The sequence below is a fragment of the Nitrospiraceae bacterium genome (assembly GCA_020632595.1).
GTDB lineage: Bacteria > Nitrospirota > Nitrospiria > Nitrospirales > UBA8639 > Nitrospira_E.
Genome location: JACKFF010000005.1, coordinates 1 through 16594, shown reverse-complemented (window position 1 = coordinate 16594; position 16594 = coordinate 1). Strand labels below are relative to the sequence as shown.

At 49.7% G+C, this 16594-nt stretch carries 14 protein-coding genes and 1 tRNA gene; 9 read left to right on the top strand and 6 right to left on the bottom strand.

Annotation, left to right across the window (positions count from 1 at the left end; all coding sequences use genetic code 11):
• The first annotated feature begins 6 nt into the window (after window positions 1-6).
• From H6750_10785 to H6750_10775, 3 genes are all read left to right on the top strand, one after another.
• Window positions 7-588: a D-sedoheptulose 7-phosphate isomerase gene (locus tag H6750_10785; GenBank protein ID MCB9774794.1), complete on the top strand. Its 582-nt coding sequence runs from the start codon at window positions 7-9 to the stop codon at window positions 586-588.
• Window positions 575-1552, top strand: a complete 978-nt coding sequence (locus tag H6750_10780) for a hypothetical protein (protein MCB9774793.1) — start codon at window positions 575-577, stop codon at window positions 1550-1552. The genes H6750_10785 and H6750_10780 overlap by 14 nt, the downstream gene beginning before the upstream one ends.
• Window positions 1553-1621: 69 nt before the next feature.
• Window positions 1622-3031 carry a sigma-54-dependent Fis family transcriptional regulator gene (locus H6750_10775; GenBank protein MCB9774792.1) on the top strand — a complete coding sequence of 470 codons (1410 nt, stop codon included), beginning with the start codon at window positions 1622-1624 and terminating at the stop codon, window positions 3029-3031.
• A 311-nt stretch (window positions 3032-3342) separates the two neighbouring features.
• Here the strand turns inward: H6750_10775 and H6750_10770 are convergent, their stop codons facing one another.
• From H6750_10770 to H6750_10750, 5 genes are all read right to left on the bottom strand, one after another.
• On the bottom strand, window positions 3343-3540 hold the full coding sequence (locus H6750_10770; protein ID MCB9774791.1) for a hypothetical protein: 198 nt from the start codon (window positions 3538-3540) through the stop codon (window positions 3343-3345).
• Between the two features lie 202 nt (window positions 3541-3742).
• Window positions 3743-4633, bottom strand: a complete 891-nt coding sequence (locus tag H6750_10765; GenBank protein ID MCB9774790.1) for an MEKHLA domain-containing protein — start codon at window positions 4631-4633, stop codon at window positions 3743-3745.
• 228 nt (window positions 4634-4861) lie between these two features.
• On the bottom strand, window positions 4862-7189 hold the full coding sequence (locus H6750_10760) for a HAMP domain-containing protein (GenBank protein ID MCB9774789.1): 2328 nt from the start codon (window positions 7187-7189) through the stop codon (window positions 4862-4864).
• Window positions 7176-8078: a hypothetical protein gene (locus H6750_10755; protein ID MCB9774788.1), complete on the bottom strand. Its 903-nt coding sequence runs from the start codon at window positions 8076-8078 to the stop codon at window positions 7176-7178. The genes H6750_10760 and H6750_10755 overlap by 14 nt, the downstream gene beginning before the upstream one ends.
• A 1298-nt stretch (window positions 8079-9376) precedes the next feature.
• Window positions 9377-10183 (bottom strand): symmetrical bis(5'-nucleosyl)-tetraphosphatase, encoded by an 807-nt coding sequence (locus H6750_10750; protein ID MCB9774787.1) that lies wholly within the window; start codon window positions 10181-10183, stop codon window positions 9377-9379.
• A 101-nt stretch (window positions 10184-10284) separates the two neighbouring features.
• Here H6750_10750 and H6750_10745 point away from each other — a divergent pair, with 101 nt between their 5' ends.
• From H6750_10745 to H6750_10725, 5 genes are all read left to right on the top strand, one after another.
• On the top strand, window positions 10285-11037 hold the full coding sequence (locus H6750_10745; GenBank protein ID MCB9774786.1) for an alpha/beta hydrolase: 753 nt from the start codon (window positions 10285-10287) through the stop codon (window positions 11035-11037).
• A 109-nt stretch (window positions 11038-11146) separates the two neighbouring features.
• Complete coding sequence (locus H6750_10740; protein MCB9774785.1) at window positions 11147-11638, top strand: MOSC domain-containing protein; 492 nt, start codon at window positions 11147-11149, stop codon at window positions 11636-11638.
• A complete protein-coding gene (locus H6750_10735; GenBank protein MCB9774784.1) occupies window positions 11635-12297 on the top strand; it encodes a class I SAM-dependent methyltransferase in 663 nt (220 codons plus the stop codon). The genes H6750_10740 and H6750_10735 overlap by 4 nt, the downstream gene beginning before the upstream one ends.
• 53 nt (window positions 12298-12350) lie before the next feature.
• Window positions 12351-12424 (top strand) — tRNA-Gln (locus tag H6750_10730).
• A gap of 842 nt (window positions 12425-13266) precedes the next feature.
• Window positions 13267-13902 (top strand): NUDIX hydrolase, encoded by a 636-nt coding sequence (locus H6750_10725; protein ID MCB9774783.1) that lies wholly within the window; start codon window positions 13267-13269, stop codon window positions 13900-13902.
• Between the two features lie 363 nt (window positions 13903-14265).
• Here H6750_10725 and H6750_10720 read toward each other — a convergent pair whose 3' ends face one another.
• Window positions 14266-15099 (bottom strand): PAS domain S-box protein, encoded by an 834-nt coding sequence (locus tag H6750_10720; protein MCB9774782.1) that lies wholly within the window; start codon window positions 15097-15099, stop codon window positions 14266-14268.
• An 801-nt stretch (window positions 15100-15900) separates the two neighbouring features.
• Between H6750_10720 and pyrF the strand changes: the two genes are divergently transcribed.
• Window positions 15901-16594: orotidine-5'-phosphate decarboxylase (gene pyrF, locus H6750_10715; GenBank protein MCB9774781.1), on the top strand; the 694-nt coding region annotated here is incomplete at its 3' end.

Genomic DNA, 16594 nt, shown 5'->3' with positions numbered 1-16594 from the left:
GCCACGATGGATATTGAGGCGGTCATCCAGGCCTTTGAAACCAGTGCCGATGTCAAAAATGAATTTATCCGGACCCACGCGGATCGTGTCGTTGAAGTTGGTCAATTGCTGATCCGCGCATTTCGTGAAGGCCGAAAGGTCTTGCTTTTTGGGAATGGTGGGAGTGCCACGGATGCCTCACATCTTGCCGCGGAGTTTGTGGGTCGGTACCGACGCGATCGGGATCCCCTTCCTGCCCTGGCGTTGGCCTGCGATATGGCTGCCATTACCTGTATTGCCAATGATTATGACTACACTGATATTTTTTCCCGGCAAATAAAGGCGCATGGCCGCAAGGGAGATGTGGCTATTGCCATTAGCACCAGCGGGAACTCCCTGAACGTGATCCGTGGTGTGGAAGCGGCCACGGACCGTGGCCTTGTCACCGTCGCCTGGACAGGCGCCACGGGGGGTAAAGTCGGAGATCTCGTCGATTATTGTTTTCGGGTTCCTTCTTCGGTGACGGCACGTATTCAAGAATGTCATATTACGCTGGGTCACGTGTTGTGCGAATTTATTGAAGAGCGTCTCTTTGGTGACCAGGGCTAAATCATCGCCGACCGGTACGTCTCCGAAGCTGAATCTCGCCCGGCTTCGCACTTACCCGCTTCAAACCCGTCATTCCAAAGTGCAATTGGCGGATTTTGGTTCACCTTGGCAGCGTGCTGGTTCCTTTCAAGCCTTCCTTAAAACCTTACCGGATATTTTAGCGGGCAAAACTTTCAAAGCCGTGGTGACGGCGATTGTTGATGCCAGGCGACGGGGAAAACCGGTGATCCTCGGCATGGGCGCCCATCCGACCAAGGTCGGTCTTAATCCCATTATCGTGGACCTGATGCGCAAGGGTGTGATTACGGCTGTGGCCATGAATGGAGCGGTCATTATCCATGACTTTGAGATAGCCTACCTGGGGCAAACCTCGGAGGAGGTCGAAGCTGAAATTGATTCCGGACGATTTGGCATGGCAGAAGATACGGGACGCATTTTAAATGAGGCGATTGTACAGGGATGGCGAGAGGGTTTGGGCATTGGAGAAGCGGTCGGCCGGTATCTTTTGAAGTACCCCAAGCAATTTCCACATCGGCGAAGGAGTTTGCTGGCGGCCGGTGCGCAACTTGGTCTTCCCGTCACGGTGCATGTGGCGATTGGAACCGATATTATTCACATGCATCCCCAGGCAAACGGCGAAGCGATTGGTGGCGGCTCGTTATTGGATTTTCGCAAGCTGGCCGCAGTGGTGTCGAAGATGGAAGGGGGCGTGTATATCAATTTGGGATCGGCGGTCATGATGCCGGAAGTCTTTCTCAAAACCGTGACGTTGGGCCGGAATCTGGGACGAGCCTTAAAGCAGATCACAACGGTGAATATGGATTTTCTCCCGCACTACCGGCCGATGACCAACGTCGTGAAGCGGCCAACCCAAAAAGGTGGAAAAGGTTATGCGCTGACCGGCCATCATGAATTGATGGTTCCGCTTTTGGCCGCAGCCGTCCTGGAGGCGCTGCGTAGGTGAGGCATTCTCAGGTGGCTGGGAAATTATGGACAGGGGAAATTAGGTGCGGGCTTTAGGAGGAGAACCCTCATGAAAAAGAAAATTCTCATTGTCGATGATCATCCCGACATTGTCCTCATGCTTACAGACCGCTTAGAGGCCTTGGGTTATGACACGATTTCCGCTGGAAACGGCCAAGAAGCGTTGGAGAAATATGAGCAGGACTTTCCTCACCTCATGCTGTTGGATTTGGAAATGCCACAGATGGCCGGCATGGAAGTGTTGCACCAATTGGCCAAAATGAGTGTGAAAAAAAATGGAGAGGCTGATTCTCAGACATTTGGGGGAGGAGAGTGCCTCCCGTTGCCTGTGGTGGTCATGACGGCTCATGGCACAATTTCCAAAGCCGTTGAAGCCATGAAAGCGGGAGCGTATGACTTTCTCACAAAGCCTATTGAGCTGGACCATCTGGCCATTGTCCTCAAAAAGGTCCTCACGCGGGAAGCATTAGGGCGGCAGGTGGCCGCGTTGCGTACCGAGGTGGAAAGCCGGTATAGCCAAATCGTGGGGAATAGTTCTCAGGTGCATTCAATGGTGGAGTTGGCAAAACGGGCTGCCGAAGCTGATGCCACGGTGTTGCTGCTGGGAGAAAGTGGGACGGGGAAGGAATTGTTTGCTCGGTCCATTCACCAATGGAGCGACCGGCGGGATATGCCCTTCAGCATCATTAATTGCGTGGCTCTCACGGAAACCCTTTTGGAGAACGAACTCTTTGGGCATGAAAAGGGGGCGTTTACCGGGGCAGATTCTCTCCAGAAGGGGAAAATCGAAGCTGCGGATGGGGGAACGGTTTTCCTTGATGAAATTGGGGATATGCCGCTGGGGCTTCAGGCTAAATTACTCCGGGTGCTTCAGGATCATGAGTTTCCCCGGGTGGGTGGGACGCGATTGGTTCGCGTCAACATTCGGGTAATTGCGGCCACCAACAAGGATCTGAAGCGAGCGGTTAAGGAGAGGACCTTTCGGGAAGACCTGTATTTCCGGCTGAATGTCGTGAACTTGTTATTGCCACCATTGCGGGATCGTCCAGAAGATATCATACCGCTTGCCGAATATTTTTTAGCACGCCACATGCGGGAAATGAAAAAACGGAAGCGGAGTTTTTCCAAGTCTGCCATTAAAACGATGCGATGCTACGCATGGCCCGGCAATATTCGGGAACTGGACAATGCGATTGCTCGAGCAGTGGTGTTGGGAGTGGAGGAAGAAATTTCTCCTGATCTCTTGGGATTGGGGGGAGGAAAAGACGAACTCGATGAGATCGACAACCTGCCCTATCATGAATCCCTGGACCGGTTTGGTACCCGCATTCTGGAGCAGGCCATGCGTCGGAGCAACTGGAGCCAAACCAAAGCCTCGGAACTCCTTGGACTTCAACGCACTTATCTTTCCCGGCTCCTCAAACAAAAAGGCATTCAGCAGGGGACAGAGAGTTCCTGACGATTTTGGCTTTTTGAGGAACCGGGGGGAAAACTCCCCAAGGTTCAAACGATCAATTGTTTACTGGTAAAGGGGGAATGAGGACCTATTGTGCTAGTTGGAATTGGTCTGCATGCTGGCATTGTGCTGATATAATCGAGAAAAACTGCCTGCTGGGTTCCATAAAACCAATTGGTGGGCATAGTGGAAATCAGTCAGGTTAGACCACGGAAACACCATAACCCCCTGGCAACTGAAATACCTTGTGACGAGCTTGTAAAGACTGTGATGGTGGGTCCGGGTTGAGTGAGGGGGCAAGAAGTTCTCCAATATCAAAAGGCTGGAGACGTTTCTTCCTCTGAAAGAATGCCAAGTGGTCGGTTGCTTCGGTCATTGAGGAAGGAATGGGCTTTCAGATCTGTCGCGAAGCAGAGGAAAGCTAAAAAAACAGACACAGCCATATCCAATTGTGCAGACTTTTGAAAGGCATTCTGAATGCCAGATTGCTCATTGAGGGTTTCACCTTGCATAATCCTACGAATCTCCTCAGCTAAACTCAAAAGACCCTTATGCTTTTTCGTTCCTTCCTGATTAGTCCTATGCAATTCCTCTGACTTGCTTTCCTTTTTCTGCGGACAGATTCTCAACTATGGGAGCTTTGCAAGCGGGTTTCATGGTTTCAGACCCCGCCGCGTAAAGAGTGGTATGAGGCTCTGGGTGCCGAACAAAATTCTAGGTCTTAGGTGATTTCTCCGCTACAGGACGGGTCACCGCGCAGGTAAATTCCTGGCCTTGAAAATTGAGCAGGTATACTGAAATCTCAATTGGGAACTCCTGGCCATTTTTGTTGCGGTGGACCGATGGGTAGGATAAAGATTGACCCTTCCTCAAGCTTTCCAGGCATTGTTGGAATTTTTCATTGTCATGATAGGGGGCAATGTCGGGAATGCGAAGGGTTTTGAGTTCTTCCTGGGTATATCCTAAGGCGTCGCAAGCCGCCTGATTGGCAAAACGTAAGCGTTTATCCGAATCCGCCACCATGATTCCATTGGGTACATGATTAAAAGCGAATTGCATCAATTGAGCATACTCTGCCAGCTGCTCATATGCGGTGAGGTTCACTGGGTGATGCGTTGAGTCATGGAGGGGAGCCCCCGTTGAGCTTGGTTGAAGAAGGGAAGGAAAAGTGGCAATTGGATGGGTGGGTGCGATAGAGCCTTGCCACCCTGCGATCGCGATGTTTCGGGCCAAACAGGCTCGATGAATGGCTGATTTAACCTCCTGCCGTTGGTACGGTTTGGTGAGGTAAGCAAAGGCTTTATCCAGGATGTCCGGATGGGCGGTTCTTCGTAGGGAGGTAAAGGCCGTCAACAGGATGACGGGCAGATGTGGGTGCGTCTGAGAGAGTTCGCTGAGCACTTCAATGCCATCCCGATCTGGAAGTCCGACATCGAGAAGCACGATATCATACGAAGATGTCGAACTTTTTTGGAGGGCAGCCCCTCCGGTCTCCACGGATTCCACCTCAAAGCCTTCCTGGCGAAGATAGTCAGAGAGGGCAAGAAGAATGTCGGTGTCGTCATCCACAAGCAAAATGCGCGGCTTCGTGAACAAGGTTGACATGTTTCCTTTCTTTGGAGGCGAATCAGAGGATTGTAAAATTCTGGCAGAAAAGGTCACCTAGAAATATCCCTACGTTCCTCCAGCCATTCAAAAAACTCTGCAATTTATAGGCTTACATAAATGCTTGTTTTTTGGAGAAAAAGGAAATTGTCAAAATTAATGATGTATCTGTTTAGATAACTGTTGTATCTGAACAGATACATGTGTGACAGACCGTATTGGTAATTTTTAGAAGAGTGGGGTCGAAGGTGTAACGGGTAAGATAACACAGAAACGACTACCCTCTCCGGGAGTACTCTCTACCCAAATCGATCCACCATGTAGCTCAACTAAACTCTTCGTAATAGCCAGGCCGAGGCCGGCTCCGCGATTTTTCATTTCAGAAGATTGCCCACGATAAAACCGTTCAAAAATCGTCTGTTGTTCATCGAGAGGAATGCCGCAGCCGCTATCAATGACGCATGTTTGAATCATGCCGTCGTCCCGCTGTTTGACTTCCACTGTCACGGTTCCGGGAGATTCTGTAAATTTGAGTGCGTTGTTGATCAGGTTGGTAAAAATCTGAATGAGTTTATCCCGATCGCCCTGGATGAATCCGATGGGATTGGAAATATGGGCTTGGAGAATGAGCGAACGTTCCTGCGCGAGAGATTGCAACGTTTCCACGACCTCTCTGGCGAGGCTGCCCATGTTGACGGGGCTCCGGTGCAAGTCCATGCGGCCTGATTCGATGCGGGAAAGGTCCAAAAGATCATTAATCATCCGAGTGAGTCGTTCGATGTTGTATTTCATCCGTTCAAGATAGAATGATTGGCGGTCATTCAGATCACCGACCAAGCCATCCAACATGTTTTCCACCAAACCTTTAATAGAGGTCATCGGCGTGCGAAGTTCATGTGAGACGATCGACACGAAGGAAGACTTCAACCGGTCTAATTCCTGAAGACGTTCATTGGCGGACTGCAGGTCTTGCGTGCGTTCTTTGACCCGTTCTTCGAGGGTTTGAGCGAGCTTTTCAACTTCCTCATAGGTTTGTGCGTTGTCGATGGCTACCGCCACGTGACTGGCTATGGTCAAAAGCAAATCCAGATCTTCCTGCGTGCAACGTTGATGGCCCCGATCGGCTCCCAGATATCCCAGCACGCGTTGATGACTTAGCAGCGGGGCGCACACAAAAGAGATCACCTCCATTTTTCGACAGATGGGGAGAATGAGAGGGCTCATCTGATGAGCAACTTCCTCCAGATCGTATGCCAAGACCGGGCGTCCATGGAGCAAAAGGGTTTCATCTATGCTTCCTGGAGAAATGGGAAATTCAAGATGTCGAATTTGCTGCTCTAATTCCGGAGGCACACCTGATACATCCGAGACCCTGGCTTTTGTGTCCCCGGGGTTCTGGAGAACGAGGATCATGCGTTGAAACCCCAGATTTTGGCGAAGAAGTTTCAGGACGGTGGAAAACAGTTTTTGGACATCGAGAGTCGAAGTGATCACAATTCCGGTTTGGTGCAAGGTACTGAGTTGCGTGACCTGCTTCGTGATGGTGTGAACATAATGAGAGATGGCTGCTTCGCGTTGTTGAAGGGCCCGCGCCATCCGATCGATGCTGGTAGTGAGTTGTCCCACTTCATCCTGGGTGTCGGTCGTGACCGTCACGGACAAATCTCCTTCAGCGATTTTTCGAGAGGCAACGGCCAAATGCTGAAGAGGGGTGACGATGCGATTGGCTAACAGAATTGTGAGAAGAATCCCCACGAGAATGATTCCCACGGTGAGGAGCCCGATGTGCCATACCGTTTGGTTGAGGGATTGTTGCATGTGTGTCGTGGTGATACCAATTTGGATAATGCCGATGATGGAGGACGGTATGGTGGAAACCGTGCGACTGTCTTGAAGGGTTTCTTCGGACAGGAGGTCAATCGTCGGGAGTCGTCTTTCTTGACGATAGACCGGAAGGGCCAAATCATAAATGGTTTCTGATCCGATGCTGAATTTTTCTGCACCCTTTCGTTCTGCCGACCTGTCGGGGAGAAGTCCTTCCTTGAGTGGTGAGGTGTGTAAGACGGTCACGAGCGGCTCGATTTTTGAATTTGGGCGAGCTGGTGAGAGCAGCCCCTCGGTGAGGGAATCATCCGGGAATATGGGCTGCGTTTCGTCACGAGTCAGCTTTGTGGTATCCACTAATTTTCCTTTTGTTTTCCGGACTAACACGTGTCCCTGCTGATCCCGTGCGATGGCATAAATAACTTCTGGTGCCGATAACGCGCCATCCAACATGGCCTCCAGATAGTGGGTATCTTGAATGATGAGTCTATTGACGCTGACTTTGTTGAGTGTTTTAACCAGAATCATTCCGGTCTTGAGAAGCGCGCCTTTCATGACTTCGGCTTCTTGTTGAATGAGGTAGCCACTGAGACTAGAACAGGCAAGCACGATGACCAAACTGACAAACAATGAAAATTTTGCTCGTAATGAGAGAAAGCCACGCGGCATTGCGGTGGGGGCAGTTCGGAGAGGCGATGAGGGTTGGGGGAGCCGGGGGCTAAAAACGCTCATCAAATTGCCTCAGGACGTCTGGAGTCAAAGACATGCCCAAATACCTGGCGGACTTCTGATTGATGGATTGATGGACGCGCTCAGGAGAAATCATCGTCCCCAAAAAAGATGAGGATGTTTTCCTGGCTAACTGTTGAGTCAGCTGGGCAGCCTGGGTGCCGATGTCCGCATAAGCGAAATACGCACCGACAACGGCGCCGCTACGCACTAACGCGGGGGAAAAACCCACGACGGGGATATTGGCTTCCAAGGTCGTACTCATCAGAAAGTCCAGCGTGTTTTCGGTGAGAACGGTGCTGTCTGGTAAAAGCCACAAGGCGTCGATGTGATCTTTGAGGGCATTGAGTGCGGAAGCGACATCTTGTTCTTGATGTACTTCTTCGGAGACGATTTTAATTCCCAATGCGTTGGCGTCATGGAGAAGTTGCCTCTGCATCTCGCGTGTATTTTGCGGATCGAAAAGTACTCCGATGCGTGAAACCTTGGGTGCCAAAGCGTTGAGGGATTGTAGGGTTTCGCGAAACGGGACCTTCAGGGAGAGACCGACCATGTTGGTTGCCGGCAAACCATATTTTTCCGGATCAAGAACCAAACAAAATATGACGGGGATTTCCTGAATCTCGAGTTTGGCAGCCATAGCTGCTTTTAATCCCACGGCCAGTACGACCTTCGCCTTGGATGCGAGAATGCGGCGAGCTAGCTGGCGGCCTTTTGCCAGGTCCCCCCTGAGGTCATATTCCCTGGTAACCTGAAGAGAGGACGGGAGGGCCGATGTAAATGCAGAAATGGCTTCAGAATAGGCGTTGATGTCTGCCGACTTGAGGATGGCGACTTCCTGCGCAGAGGTGACAGTGGACAGATCGAGAAAAATGCCTACACATACGATCACCCGGACAAGCTTCCTCCAGTAGGGTGATCGGCGGCAAATAGCCCTCAAGTTATTCATCGTGTTTCAGAGAAAATTATGAGGCTCTTTGTTCTACCATATGGGTCAGATAATGGTTGATTTGATTCATTTGAAACGATGACAAAGGGCTTACAGGGCCGGATGCCTGAGTATAAAAATTCTTCCTTCATATTTTTCCTCCTGGTGAGGAAAAGAATAGGGGATTCCATGCATCGACAACCCTGGCTGTGATCTCTCATCAGGAGGAATCCTATTTTCTATTAGCGGTTGCCTGGTCGAAGCGCATACGCAACTTTCACCCTGAAGTCTCACTCAAATATTGAAAAGAAGCAAGGGTAGTACCGACCGAATGCTCGTCACAATATGTCGGGAAATTTCCGGGTCGGAAATGAGGAGGAAGTTATGGGGATGGGGGCTGAGGAAGTGAACGAGAGCGGAAACCGTCTAGGAAGGCTATTCAGATGGAATGGGAAAGCCTCTTGAGAGTACCGGAGAAAATTTCACTTGACGTGCAACTATTGCCAAAACCGCTCTGGCGCCGGATGACTGCGGCCCTGAAAAATTTATGGTACGCGATGCCACTCGTATTCTGAAACAAACTGGGCGGTCAGTGAGCGAATCATTCTGGATTCTGCTGTTTCACGAATGATGGGAGTCTGATAATGCGGTTGCCACCCACAATTTAGACAGCGGACCACGGTTTCCTTCGAGGTTTCTCCACCCTCTTGATGCACCAAGCCCTGGCATTTTGGGCATTGAGAGAGTGTGTCGGCGCAGTAAGCCAATGGATCCGGTCTGAGGGAATCCAAATGTATACGAGTGTGGCGTCGGCGAATTTTTCTGTGCGTGGGGGGCGGGTTATTTGCGGATAAATTGGTTCTTTGTTGGAGAGTGGATTTCATCATGTGGATTCCTTTCTAAAAAAATGTAGAGGTGAGGTCTCCTTAAGTCTTCAGGATGGTTCACTTTCGATCGCAATTACCTCTCCCGGTTGTAACTAGATAATCAAGCAAGAGAAGTGCCTGAAGAACTTGAATAAATCCTGGGAAGACAATGCCAATAATTATTAAGCACTATATGGTGCTAAAAAAAATTGAAACTTACACAAGGGCAGAGGGGGAAGAAGGAATCACTAGGTATCTAAAAGGATACAAAATGTATCTCATCAGATACATGTTAGAAGTGGTGTGAAATTTTAGGGAACAGCAGGGGGATATGGCGTGTATGGGAAAGGGGGAGACTGCCTGGCCTTTTATACCACGGCGGGTCGCGTGATCTGATTAAATCTTTGAGCAGGTGACGCGAAAGAGATGTTTGTCTTCGAGGCGCAGGGCAATGAGTTCCCGTCCCCACACGCATCCACCGTCGATCGCGAAGACGCGTGGTCCTTTCACAACTCCTAAGGCGGACCAATGACCAAAAATAATTGTGTCCTCTTGTGTCGCTCGATTGGGAACTTGGAACCATGGCATATACCCCGGAGGGGCGTCGTCGGGATGCCCCTTAAACGAGAACTCAGGAATGCCTTCTTGGGTACAGACCCGGAGCCGGGTCAAGACATTGGTGGTGAGGCCTACTCGTTCATCAAGGCTCAGATGAGGAGAAAACACGAGAGCTTTTCGAAAATAGATTGCGGGTAGGTGCTGGTGAAAATTCTCATCCCGCAAGGCTTCCTCTGCCTCACGCGCTAACTCCAGGGCTTGAGAAATGGACCAGGATGGTAAGAGGCCGGCATGAATTAGACAATATCCATCTTCGACGTGGGCAAGGGGTCGAAATCGCAACCAGGCGAGCAATTCATCCACATCGGGAGCCGAGAGTGTCGATTGTAAGGTGTCTTTTTGACTAAGAGTGGTGATCTTGGCCCACACCGCCAGAAGATGTAAGTCATGATTGCCCAACACGGTGATGGCCGAGTTCCCTAACTGCTTGATGAGGCGGAGCACTTCCAAGGAATCTGGCCCTCGATTGACCAAGTCCCCGACGAACCAGAGCCGATCTGATGCCGGATTGAAGCGAATCTTTTCAATCAAACGGTGTAAGGCCTGAACGCATCCCTGTACATCTCCAATTGCATAAGTAGCCATCGTGAAGGATCTCGAATGGTAAAAGAAATTTCTATTGAAAGAATACCCTACTTTAGCATTTTTTATCCGCGTTGGTGTCCCCGCCTTGCTACAATGGGCCGATGTTTGAAGGAGTCTTTGTATTTCAGCCCTCTTCTTGGGAAGACCGGAACTGGGTGAGTCTCAGTGGACTGCCTTTAGAAGAGGTGTGGCTTCCGGTCGATGAGTCAGTCACGATATTCGGCTGGTTTGTCGACGCCGGACCGACTAGGCCGGTGCTTTTCTGGTGTCATGGAAATGCCGGTAATATTAGTCACCGGTTAGACAATATCCGGGAGCTGTATCGGCGCGGATTATCTGTTTTCATCTTTGATTATCGTGGGTATGGCCGGAGCACAGGCACTCCCTCAGAGCCCGGCATGTATCAGGATGCACTGGCCGCCTATGACTATGTCTTACACCAACGTGGCATTGCCGCGAACCGGATTGTAGTATTTGGACGATCTCTGGGCGCTTGTGTGGCCGGTGAGGTGGCCATTTTCCGGCCATCGGCCGGGGTCATTCTTGAGGGGGCGTTTCCTTCTATCCAGGCCATGTCGGACCACCATTACATGGGATTGCCTGCCCACTGGTTGTTAAATGTGGACTTTAATCTGACTGAAAAGGTGGCCAAGCTCAGGCGTCCGCTATTGGTGATTCATGGCGAAAAGGATTCCATTGTTCCGATGGCCCTGGGGCGGCAGGTCTATGATGCAGCACATGAGCCTAAACAATGGTTTGTGATAGTGGGTGCGGAGCATAATGATGTGCCCTTTGTTGGGGGAATCTCCTATTTTCAGAAAATCACGGGCTTTGTGCAGACTATAACCTCCTAAGACCATGGCGGGTCTTCGTGATTGATGTAATGCGGCTTGACCACCCTTTCGTTCGATGGCTACCATCCTCTTCGTCTCTGACAAGTATGCCGGTGATATAAAGATTTTTATGGGTTCTGTCGCATATCTCCATCAAATTAATCGTTCTCCAGGTGGACTCCCCAAGCTGCCCGTGCCCGAGGCGTGGATTACGTTCAAAGGGATGGATGGGGACGGGCATCGGAATCGGGCGTTGCATGGCGGCCCGGATCGGGCCTTATGCCTGTTCTCGTTTGAGGTCCTGGAGGCCTTACAACAGGAGGGACACACCGTTTATCCTGGAGCCTCGGGAGAAAATTTGACCGTGGCCGGACTTAATTGGACACAGCTGAAACCAGGTGACCATCTGAAAATTGGAGAAGAGGTGCAGATCAAACTAACAAAATATTGTGAACCGTGTCGTCATAATGCGCAATGGTTTGCGAATGGCGACTTTTCCCGGATTTCGCACCGGCAACATCCCGGATGGAGCCGATTGTATGCTCAGGTCCTGTCCGAAGGACGGGTACGGCAAGGTGATGGAGTGTGGGTCGTGACATTGCCGAAAAGGAATATGCAATGATGGAACGGGTTCTCGAACCGGAAGTTATGGATGACCCGGTTCAGGTTCAGGCCTATGCCGAAGCGGATTTTCAAGAAGAAAATCAGGGATTTGTGGATACCTTTCTTCGACTGTATGAGGACTGTGATGGCCCTCATGTTGTGGATTTGGGGTGTGGCCCCGGTGATATCGCCATTCGCCTGGCCCGGAGTCATCCCACCTGTCGGATTACAGGAATTGATGCTTCCATCCCTATGATCACCTGGGCGGAACAGGCAGTGAAGCAAGCCGGGTTAGCTCATCGAATAAAGTTTCTCTCCCAACGGTTTCAAGATGTCAGGTTGGCTACTCCAGCGGACGCCGTGATATCGAACAGTTTGGCCCACCATGTTCCCAATCCGTTACGATTTTGGTATGAGATAAAAAAAATGATCAAGCCAGGTGGGCTTGTGGTGGTCATGGATCTCCTTCGTCCGAATTCTCCCGACGAGGCGCAGGCGCTTGTTGAGCAGTATGCGGCCCATGAACCTGAGAGATTACGGCAGGATTTCTTTCATTCCCTGTTGGCGGCATTTACGGAAGATGAAGTGGCTGCTCACCTCGCAGAACTGAATTTAAGCCGCCTGATGGTTGATGTTCCTGATGACCGGCATTGGATCGTCTACGGGCGTGTGTACTAAACTTGAAAGATCTTGACGCTTTAGACCCGTAAGTCTTAAAGTGGCTGTTCGGTTGGGGGATCGTCTAGGGGCAAGACATAAGATTTTGGATCTTAGAACCCAGGTTCGATTCCTGGTCCCCCAGCCAGTCAACTTTCTCTTTCCTTTCAGGCACTTTCCTCTATTTTTGTGTTTCCGCTATTGCCTGGTCTGCCTCCCACGTCCAAGGTTTGTTTACAATTTTTGACAAACTTCCTTCGTTGATTGGTTCTTTAGATGCCGAGCCTGAGGGTGGAGCGTACCGCATCGTCGTGGTGCCCTTTTGATACTCAAGAAATATTTTTAACAAATAGGCAGATTTAGAATTCTCAGGACCAACGACTGAAACATCTACCGGTGGACCACCCCGGAACTGGGTCACCCAGGATGAGTATTCAATTTTTGGAGTGAACCCAGATCCGGCACAGAAAAATGTGAAGGTGCTTCACAAGCAAAGAAAATTTTAAAGGTCTCGTTCTGAAAGGTTTACCTCAGCTAGAGGATCCTTACAGTATTGAGACCACTCAATCATGTTGCACATGAGCGTAAAAAATTCGAATCAAAAGAATAGGGGGAATTTGTCCGGATATGGGATGTATTTTCTTCCTGGGATACAGGTCCCCTCAGCGGCATTAACCGAATCAATCGCCGATACAAGACTGTTGCGGAGAGGCGGTTCTTTGGGAAAGCCATCAAGCCGCGACGCTGGGTACCTTATAAGGCGATAGCTATGGAGAGTCGGATCATAGTGCCAAAACCAAAGGGTAATTTTTGATTTAAAATTAATGATTTAATTTGCTTTGGATAGTGATACATAGTGTATTGGCGTTATTGACCCCAGGCACAGTGATAAGACAAAAGGACAGGTACTTGAAAAAAAATCAAAGGTCCTCTTGGAACATTCACCAAATCTCCGTGCCGGCTGGCCGTTTATAGATAACGCAAAAAGATATGTTCGCATGGTTAACACGGTTTATTGAGCATCACCCCAACCTTCATCGTTTTGCCCTTTATATTTGGAGGCTGTTTCCTCCACGGGTGGCAGGATTTTTGAAAGGGTTGCTTGCCAGAAGCTGGGTAGTGGGGGCAATAGCCGTCATGATTGACGAAAATTCATCACCTCCGGAGGTGCTCTTGGTTGAGCACAGTTATCGGCCGAAAGGAGCATGGGGTCTTCCTGGTGGGTCTCTCGAATCGACTCCCGGAGATCCGACCAGACCAAGCAATACTTCATCGCCTGACGATGTTATACAGGCAGCTCTTTGCAAGGAAATGTCCGAAGAACTCGGTATCGCCATTAGGGTGAACAGTCTCCTTAGAATTGATGCTATTCCCTATCTTCCGGAAGAACCCGGCCCCTTTCGATTGCACTTTTACTTCCGCTGTGCTCCACAGGACGGTTTCGCAATTTTCCGTGCGAGACTGAGTTCCGGGCACATACGCCCCCGATCTCCCGAGATCAAAAATATTCGGTTCGTGCCTTTGCCTGAGTTAACCAAGTATGACATATTTTCAACCGATCTGAGATTTTTGAATGATGATCTTCCAAGGCTTGAGCCAGCCCTTGCTACATTAAAATCCAAATAAATATTCAAATTGTGTGGGAATCTTGCGATAGGAATGAGCAGGTCCAAGCTGTTCTCGGAGGTCCCGAGCGTGAGGGAAAACCACGAAAAAACGTGTGATTTCGAATGAGGGATTACATGCGCCTGAACAGGTGATACGAAGGAGTCACATTGGTAACGGCGAGGTACAACTAAATGCCAATCTCCATGAGGTGTTCCCACGAAGATGAGGCTGCGTCATATTGGAAGGGTTTCACAGCAGGAATTATCCGATGCTTGCACCGAATCCTTTAACTTGTTTGGGATTGCTCTTCTTCAGTTCCTGCTTGTTCAGACGATTCTCTTACCGCTCAGTAAACAAACAGCCATGCTCGGCACAGGGGTCTCACACGTTTTGATAGTGCACAGGCTTTCCCTTATTTGATTCTCGCAACGAAAGATCCCGGATAAATCCGGAATAGGATGGCTGCGTTCCTGTCATCCAGGAATTCAAAGAGAGTTCGATGGGGAATTCCTGTCCGCTTTTTCGTAATCCATGGAGTGTGACCGTTTTCCCGATGACGTGAGATTCGCCTGTTGTCTGTAATCGTTTCATGCCTTTGGTATGAGCTTCCCGGTACCGATTGGGCATGATCAGTGTAAGTGGTTTTCCGAACATTTCCTCGGCGGTATATTCAAACATCAATTCTGCAGCCTTATTCCAGGACGTGATGCGGCCGGTGTGATCGGCTAATACAATGGCATCAATGGCCGCCTGAAAGACGGCTTGAAAGCGGATTTCGCTTTCATATAAGGCGTGACGGGCGTGTTCCATTTTTTTTGCCAAGGCATAAGCCTTGAGTGCTTGGCGCACCGTGGTCCTGATTTCGGAACGGTTGATGGGTTTATGGAGATAGGCGAAGGCGCCCTGTTCCTCAAGAGGGCCGGTCACATCATCGAGAGTGGTATAACTCGACAAAATAATGATGGGAAGACCGGGTACTGCTTTTGTCATCTTCTCTAAAACGAGTAAGCCATCCATGTCAGGGAGTTTGACGTCAAGGATTACTGCACTAGGCGAGTGATGTTTTACGCATTCCAGGGCTGTGCCGCCTGTTGACGCCACATTAATGTGATGTCCGTCGGCCTCCAAAAGATCTCGTAAGGTTAGGACAATATCCTGCTCATCGTCGACGACAAGAATGGGGGAAGAGGATGGTATCGGGGATGCATTTGCCATGGTTTGACCTCATGTCTGGTGTAACTGACCCTCAAAGCCAATGTTCCTGTTAATGGGCGTACATATGGCACACGCAATCTACGTACCAATTAGGGCATACGTTAATTCGGACAGGCGATAAGCCTTTGGAAAAATTGTGATTTAGTGAAATCTTTGCAAGGAAAAGCCTTTTTTTTTGACTTCTTTTCATGAAAAAACGAAATTTTGATATCTGTTTGGATACACCCAATTATCCAAATGGATACACAACCTTGACCTGTATTTTCCACGAGATGGAATTGACCGACAATTGTGCTGGGGAATTTGCCCTGCTTTTTCGATCTGTTTCCTTTAATAGGTCAACTAGCTGTCTCCAAGCCTCAACAATCGGACTCCACCCGACATAAAATTGTGGAGAGCCCTGATCTCATTCGGCTTCGAAACTGGAACCCGGGCTTTTATCGTATGGCAGAACCGAAAAATGTTGGATACGGATCCTGCGGGGCAGGATGTGTAAGGGAGTCGATCCAGAAAACCTATGTAGGTCCAGGGATTTTCGACGAAATGGTTCGAATCGATGAGTCATCAAGGGCAGGTTTGGCCTCGATGCGGTGTGGCTTGAGTTCATCCATTGGTTATGGCACTCTCCACTGTCCATAAGCAAGAATTAGTGTTCATGTGGAATTTGGGTGTGTGGCTATTCACTGGTAAAAGCCTGGCTCATACCTCGGTCTCTCATTCCTAGGGCTGTCTATAGATTACTCATCCGCGCATTCCCATGAATGTTGAACCACCGGCGTATATGATGAATTAGGAATGAACATGGTTATCCCCCTACAGGAACGGTTAATTGTCGCACTTGATGTTTCCTCCGTAGAGGAAGCCCGTCAATATGTGAAGGATTTAGAGGGTGTCGCCTGGTTTTATAAAATCGGCCTGGAATTATTTCTGGCGGTGAATGCGGATTTTATCAAGGAATTACGTGCACAAAATTGCAGGATTTTTTTAGATCTGAAGATGAATGATATTGATGAAACTGTGCGCCGCGCTGTGAATCTGGCGGCTGATCTTGATGTGGATTTTCTGACCATATTTGGAAATCATGCCACAGCCAAAGCTGCAGTGCTGGGTCGAGGCGCCCGGTCAATTCAAATTTTGACCGTTCCGCTCCTTTCGAGTTGGGGGGAAAAGGATCTTCAAGACCTGGGGATGATGAGTATGCACCCAGGAGAGTCCGCACGTTTTCATTCTCTGGATGACTACGTCTTATGGCGAGCCGATATGGCGATGGCCCAAGGGTGCGATGGTCTAATCGCCTCGGGAAAATATGTTGGAATTCTGAGGGAACGGTTTGGTCCGAAGGTGCTCATTGTCTCTCCAGGTGTGAGACCTGCCGGACAGAATACCCATGAACATCAACGTTCGTTAACTCCATTTGATGCCATTCGAGCCGGGGCTGATTATTTAGTCGTTGGGCGACCTATTCGCGATGCAGACAATCGGCGCAAAATGGCCA

Bases quoted from the DNA above. Each gene is read 5' to 3' on its own strand.
- H6750_10785 (MCB9774794.1), top strand. From the start codon at position 7: ATGGATATTGAGGCGGTCATCCAGGCCTTTGAAACCAGTGCCGATGTC.
- H6750_10775 (MCB9774792.1), top strand. From the start codon at position 1,622: ATGAAAAAGAAAATTCTCATTGTCGATGATCATCCCGACATTGTCCTC.
- H6750_10770 (MCB9774791.1), bottom strand. From the start codon at position 3,540: ATGCAAGGTGAAACCCTCAATGAGCAATCTGGCATTCAGAATGCCTTT.
- H6750_10765 (MCB9774790.1), bottom strand. From the start codon at position 4,633: ATGTCAACCTTGTTCACGAAGCCGCGCATTTTGCTTGTGGATGACGAC.
- H6750_10760 (MCB9774789.1), bottom strand. From the start codon at position 7,189: ATGAGCGTTTTTAGCCCCCGGCTCCCCCAACCCTCATCGCCTCTCCGA.
- H6750_10750 (MCB9774787.1), bottom strand. From the start codon at position 10,183: ATGGCTACTTATGCAATTGGAGATGTACAGGGATGCGTTCAGGCCTTA.
- H6750_10745 (MCB9774786.1), top strand. From the start codon at position 10,285: ATGTTTGAAGGAGTCTTTGTATTTCAGCCCTCTTCTTGGGAAGACCGG.
- H6750_10740 (MCB9774785.1), top strand. From the start codon at position 11,147: ATGGGTTCTGTCGCATATCTCCATCAAATTAATCGTTCTCCAGGTGGA.
- H6750_10735 (MCB9774784.1), top strand. From the start codon at position 11,635: ATGATGGAACGGGTTCTCGAACCGGAAGTTATGGATGACCCGGTTCAG.
- H6750_10725 (MCB9774783.1), top strand. From the start codon at position 13,267: ATGTTCGCATGGTTAACACGGTTTATTGAGCATCACCCCAACCTTCAT.
- H6750_10720 (MCB9774782.1), bottom strand. From the start codon at position 15,099: ATGGCAAATGCATCCCCGATACCATCCTCTTCCCCCATTCTTGTCGTC.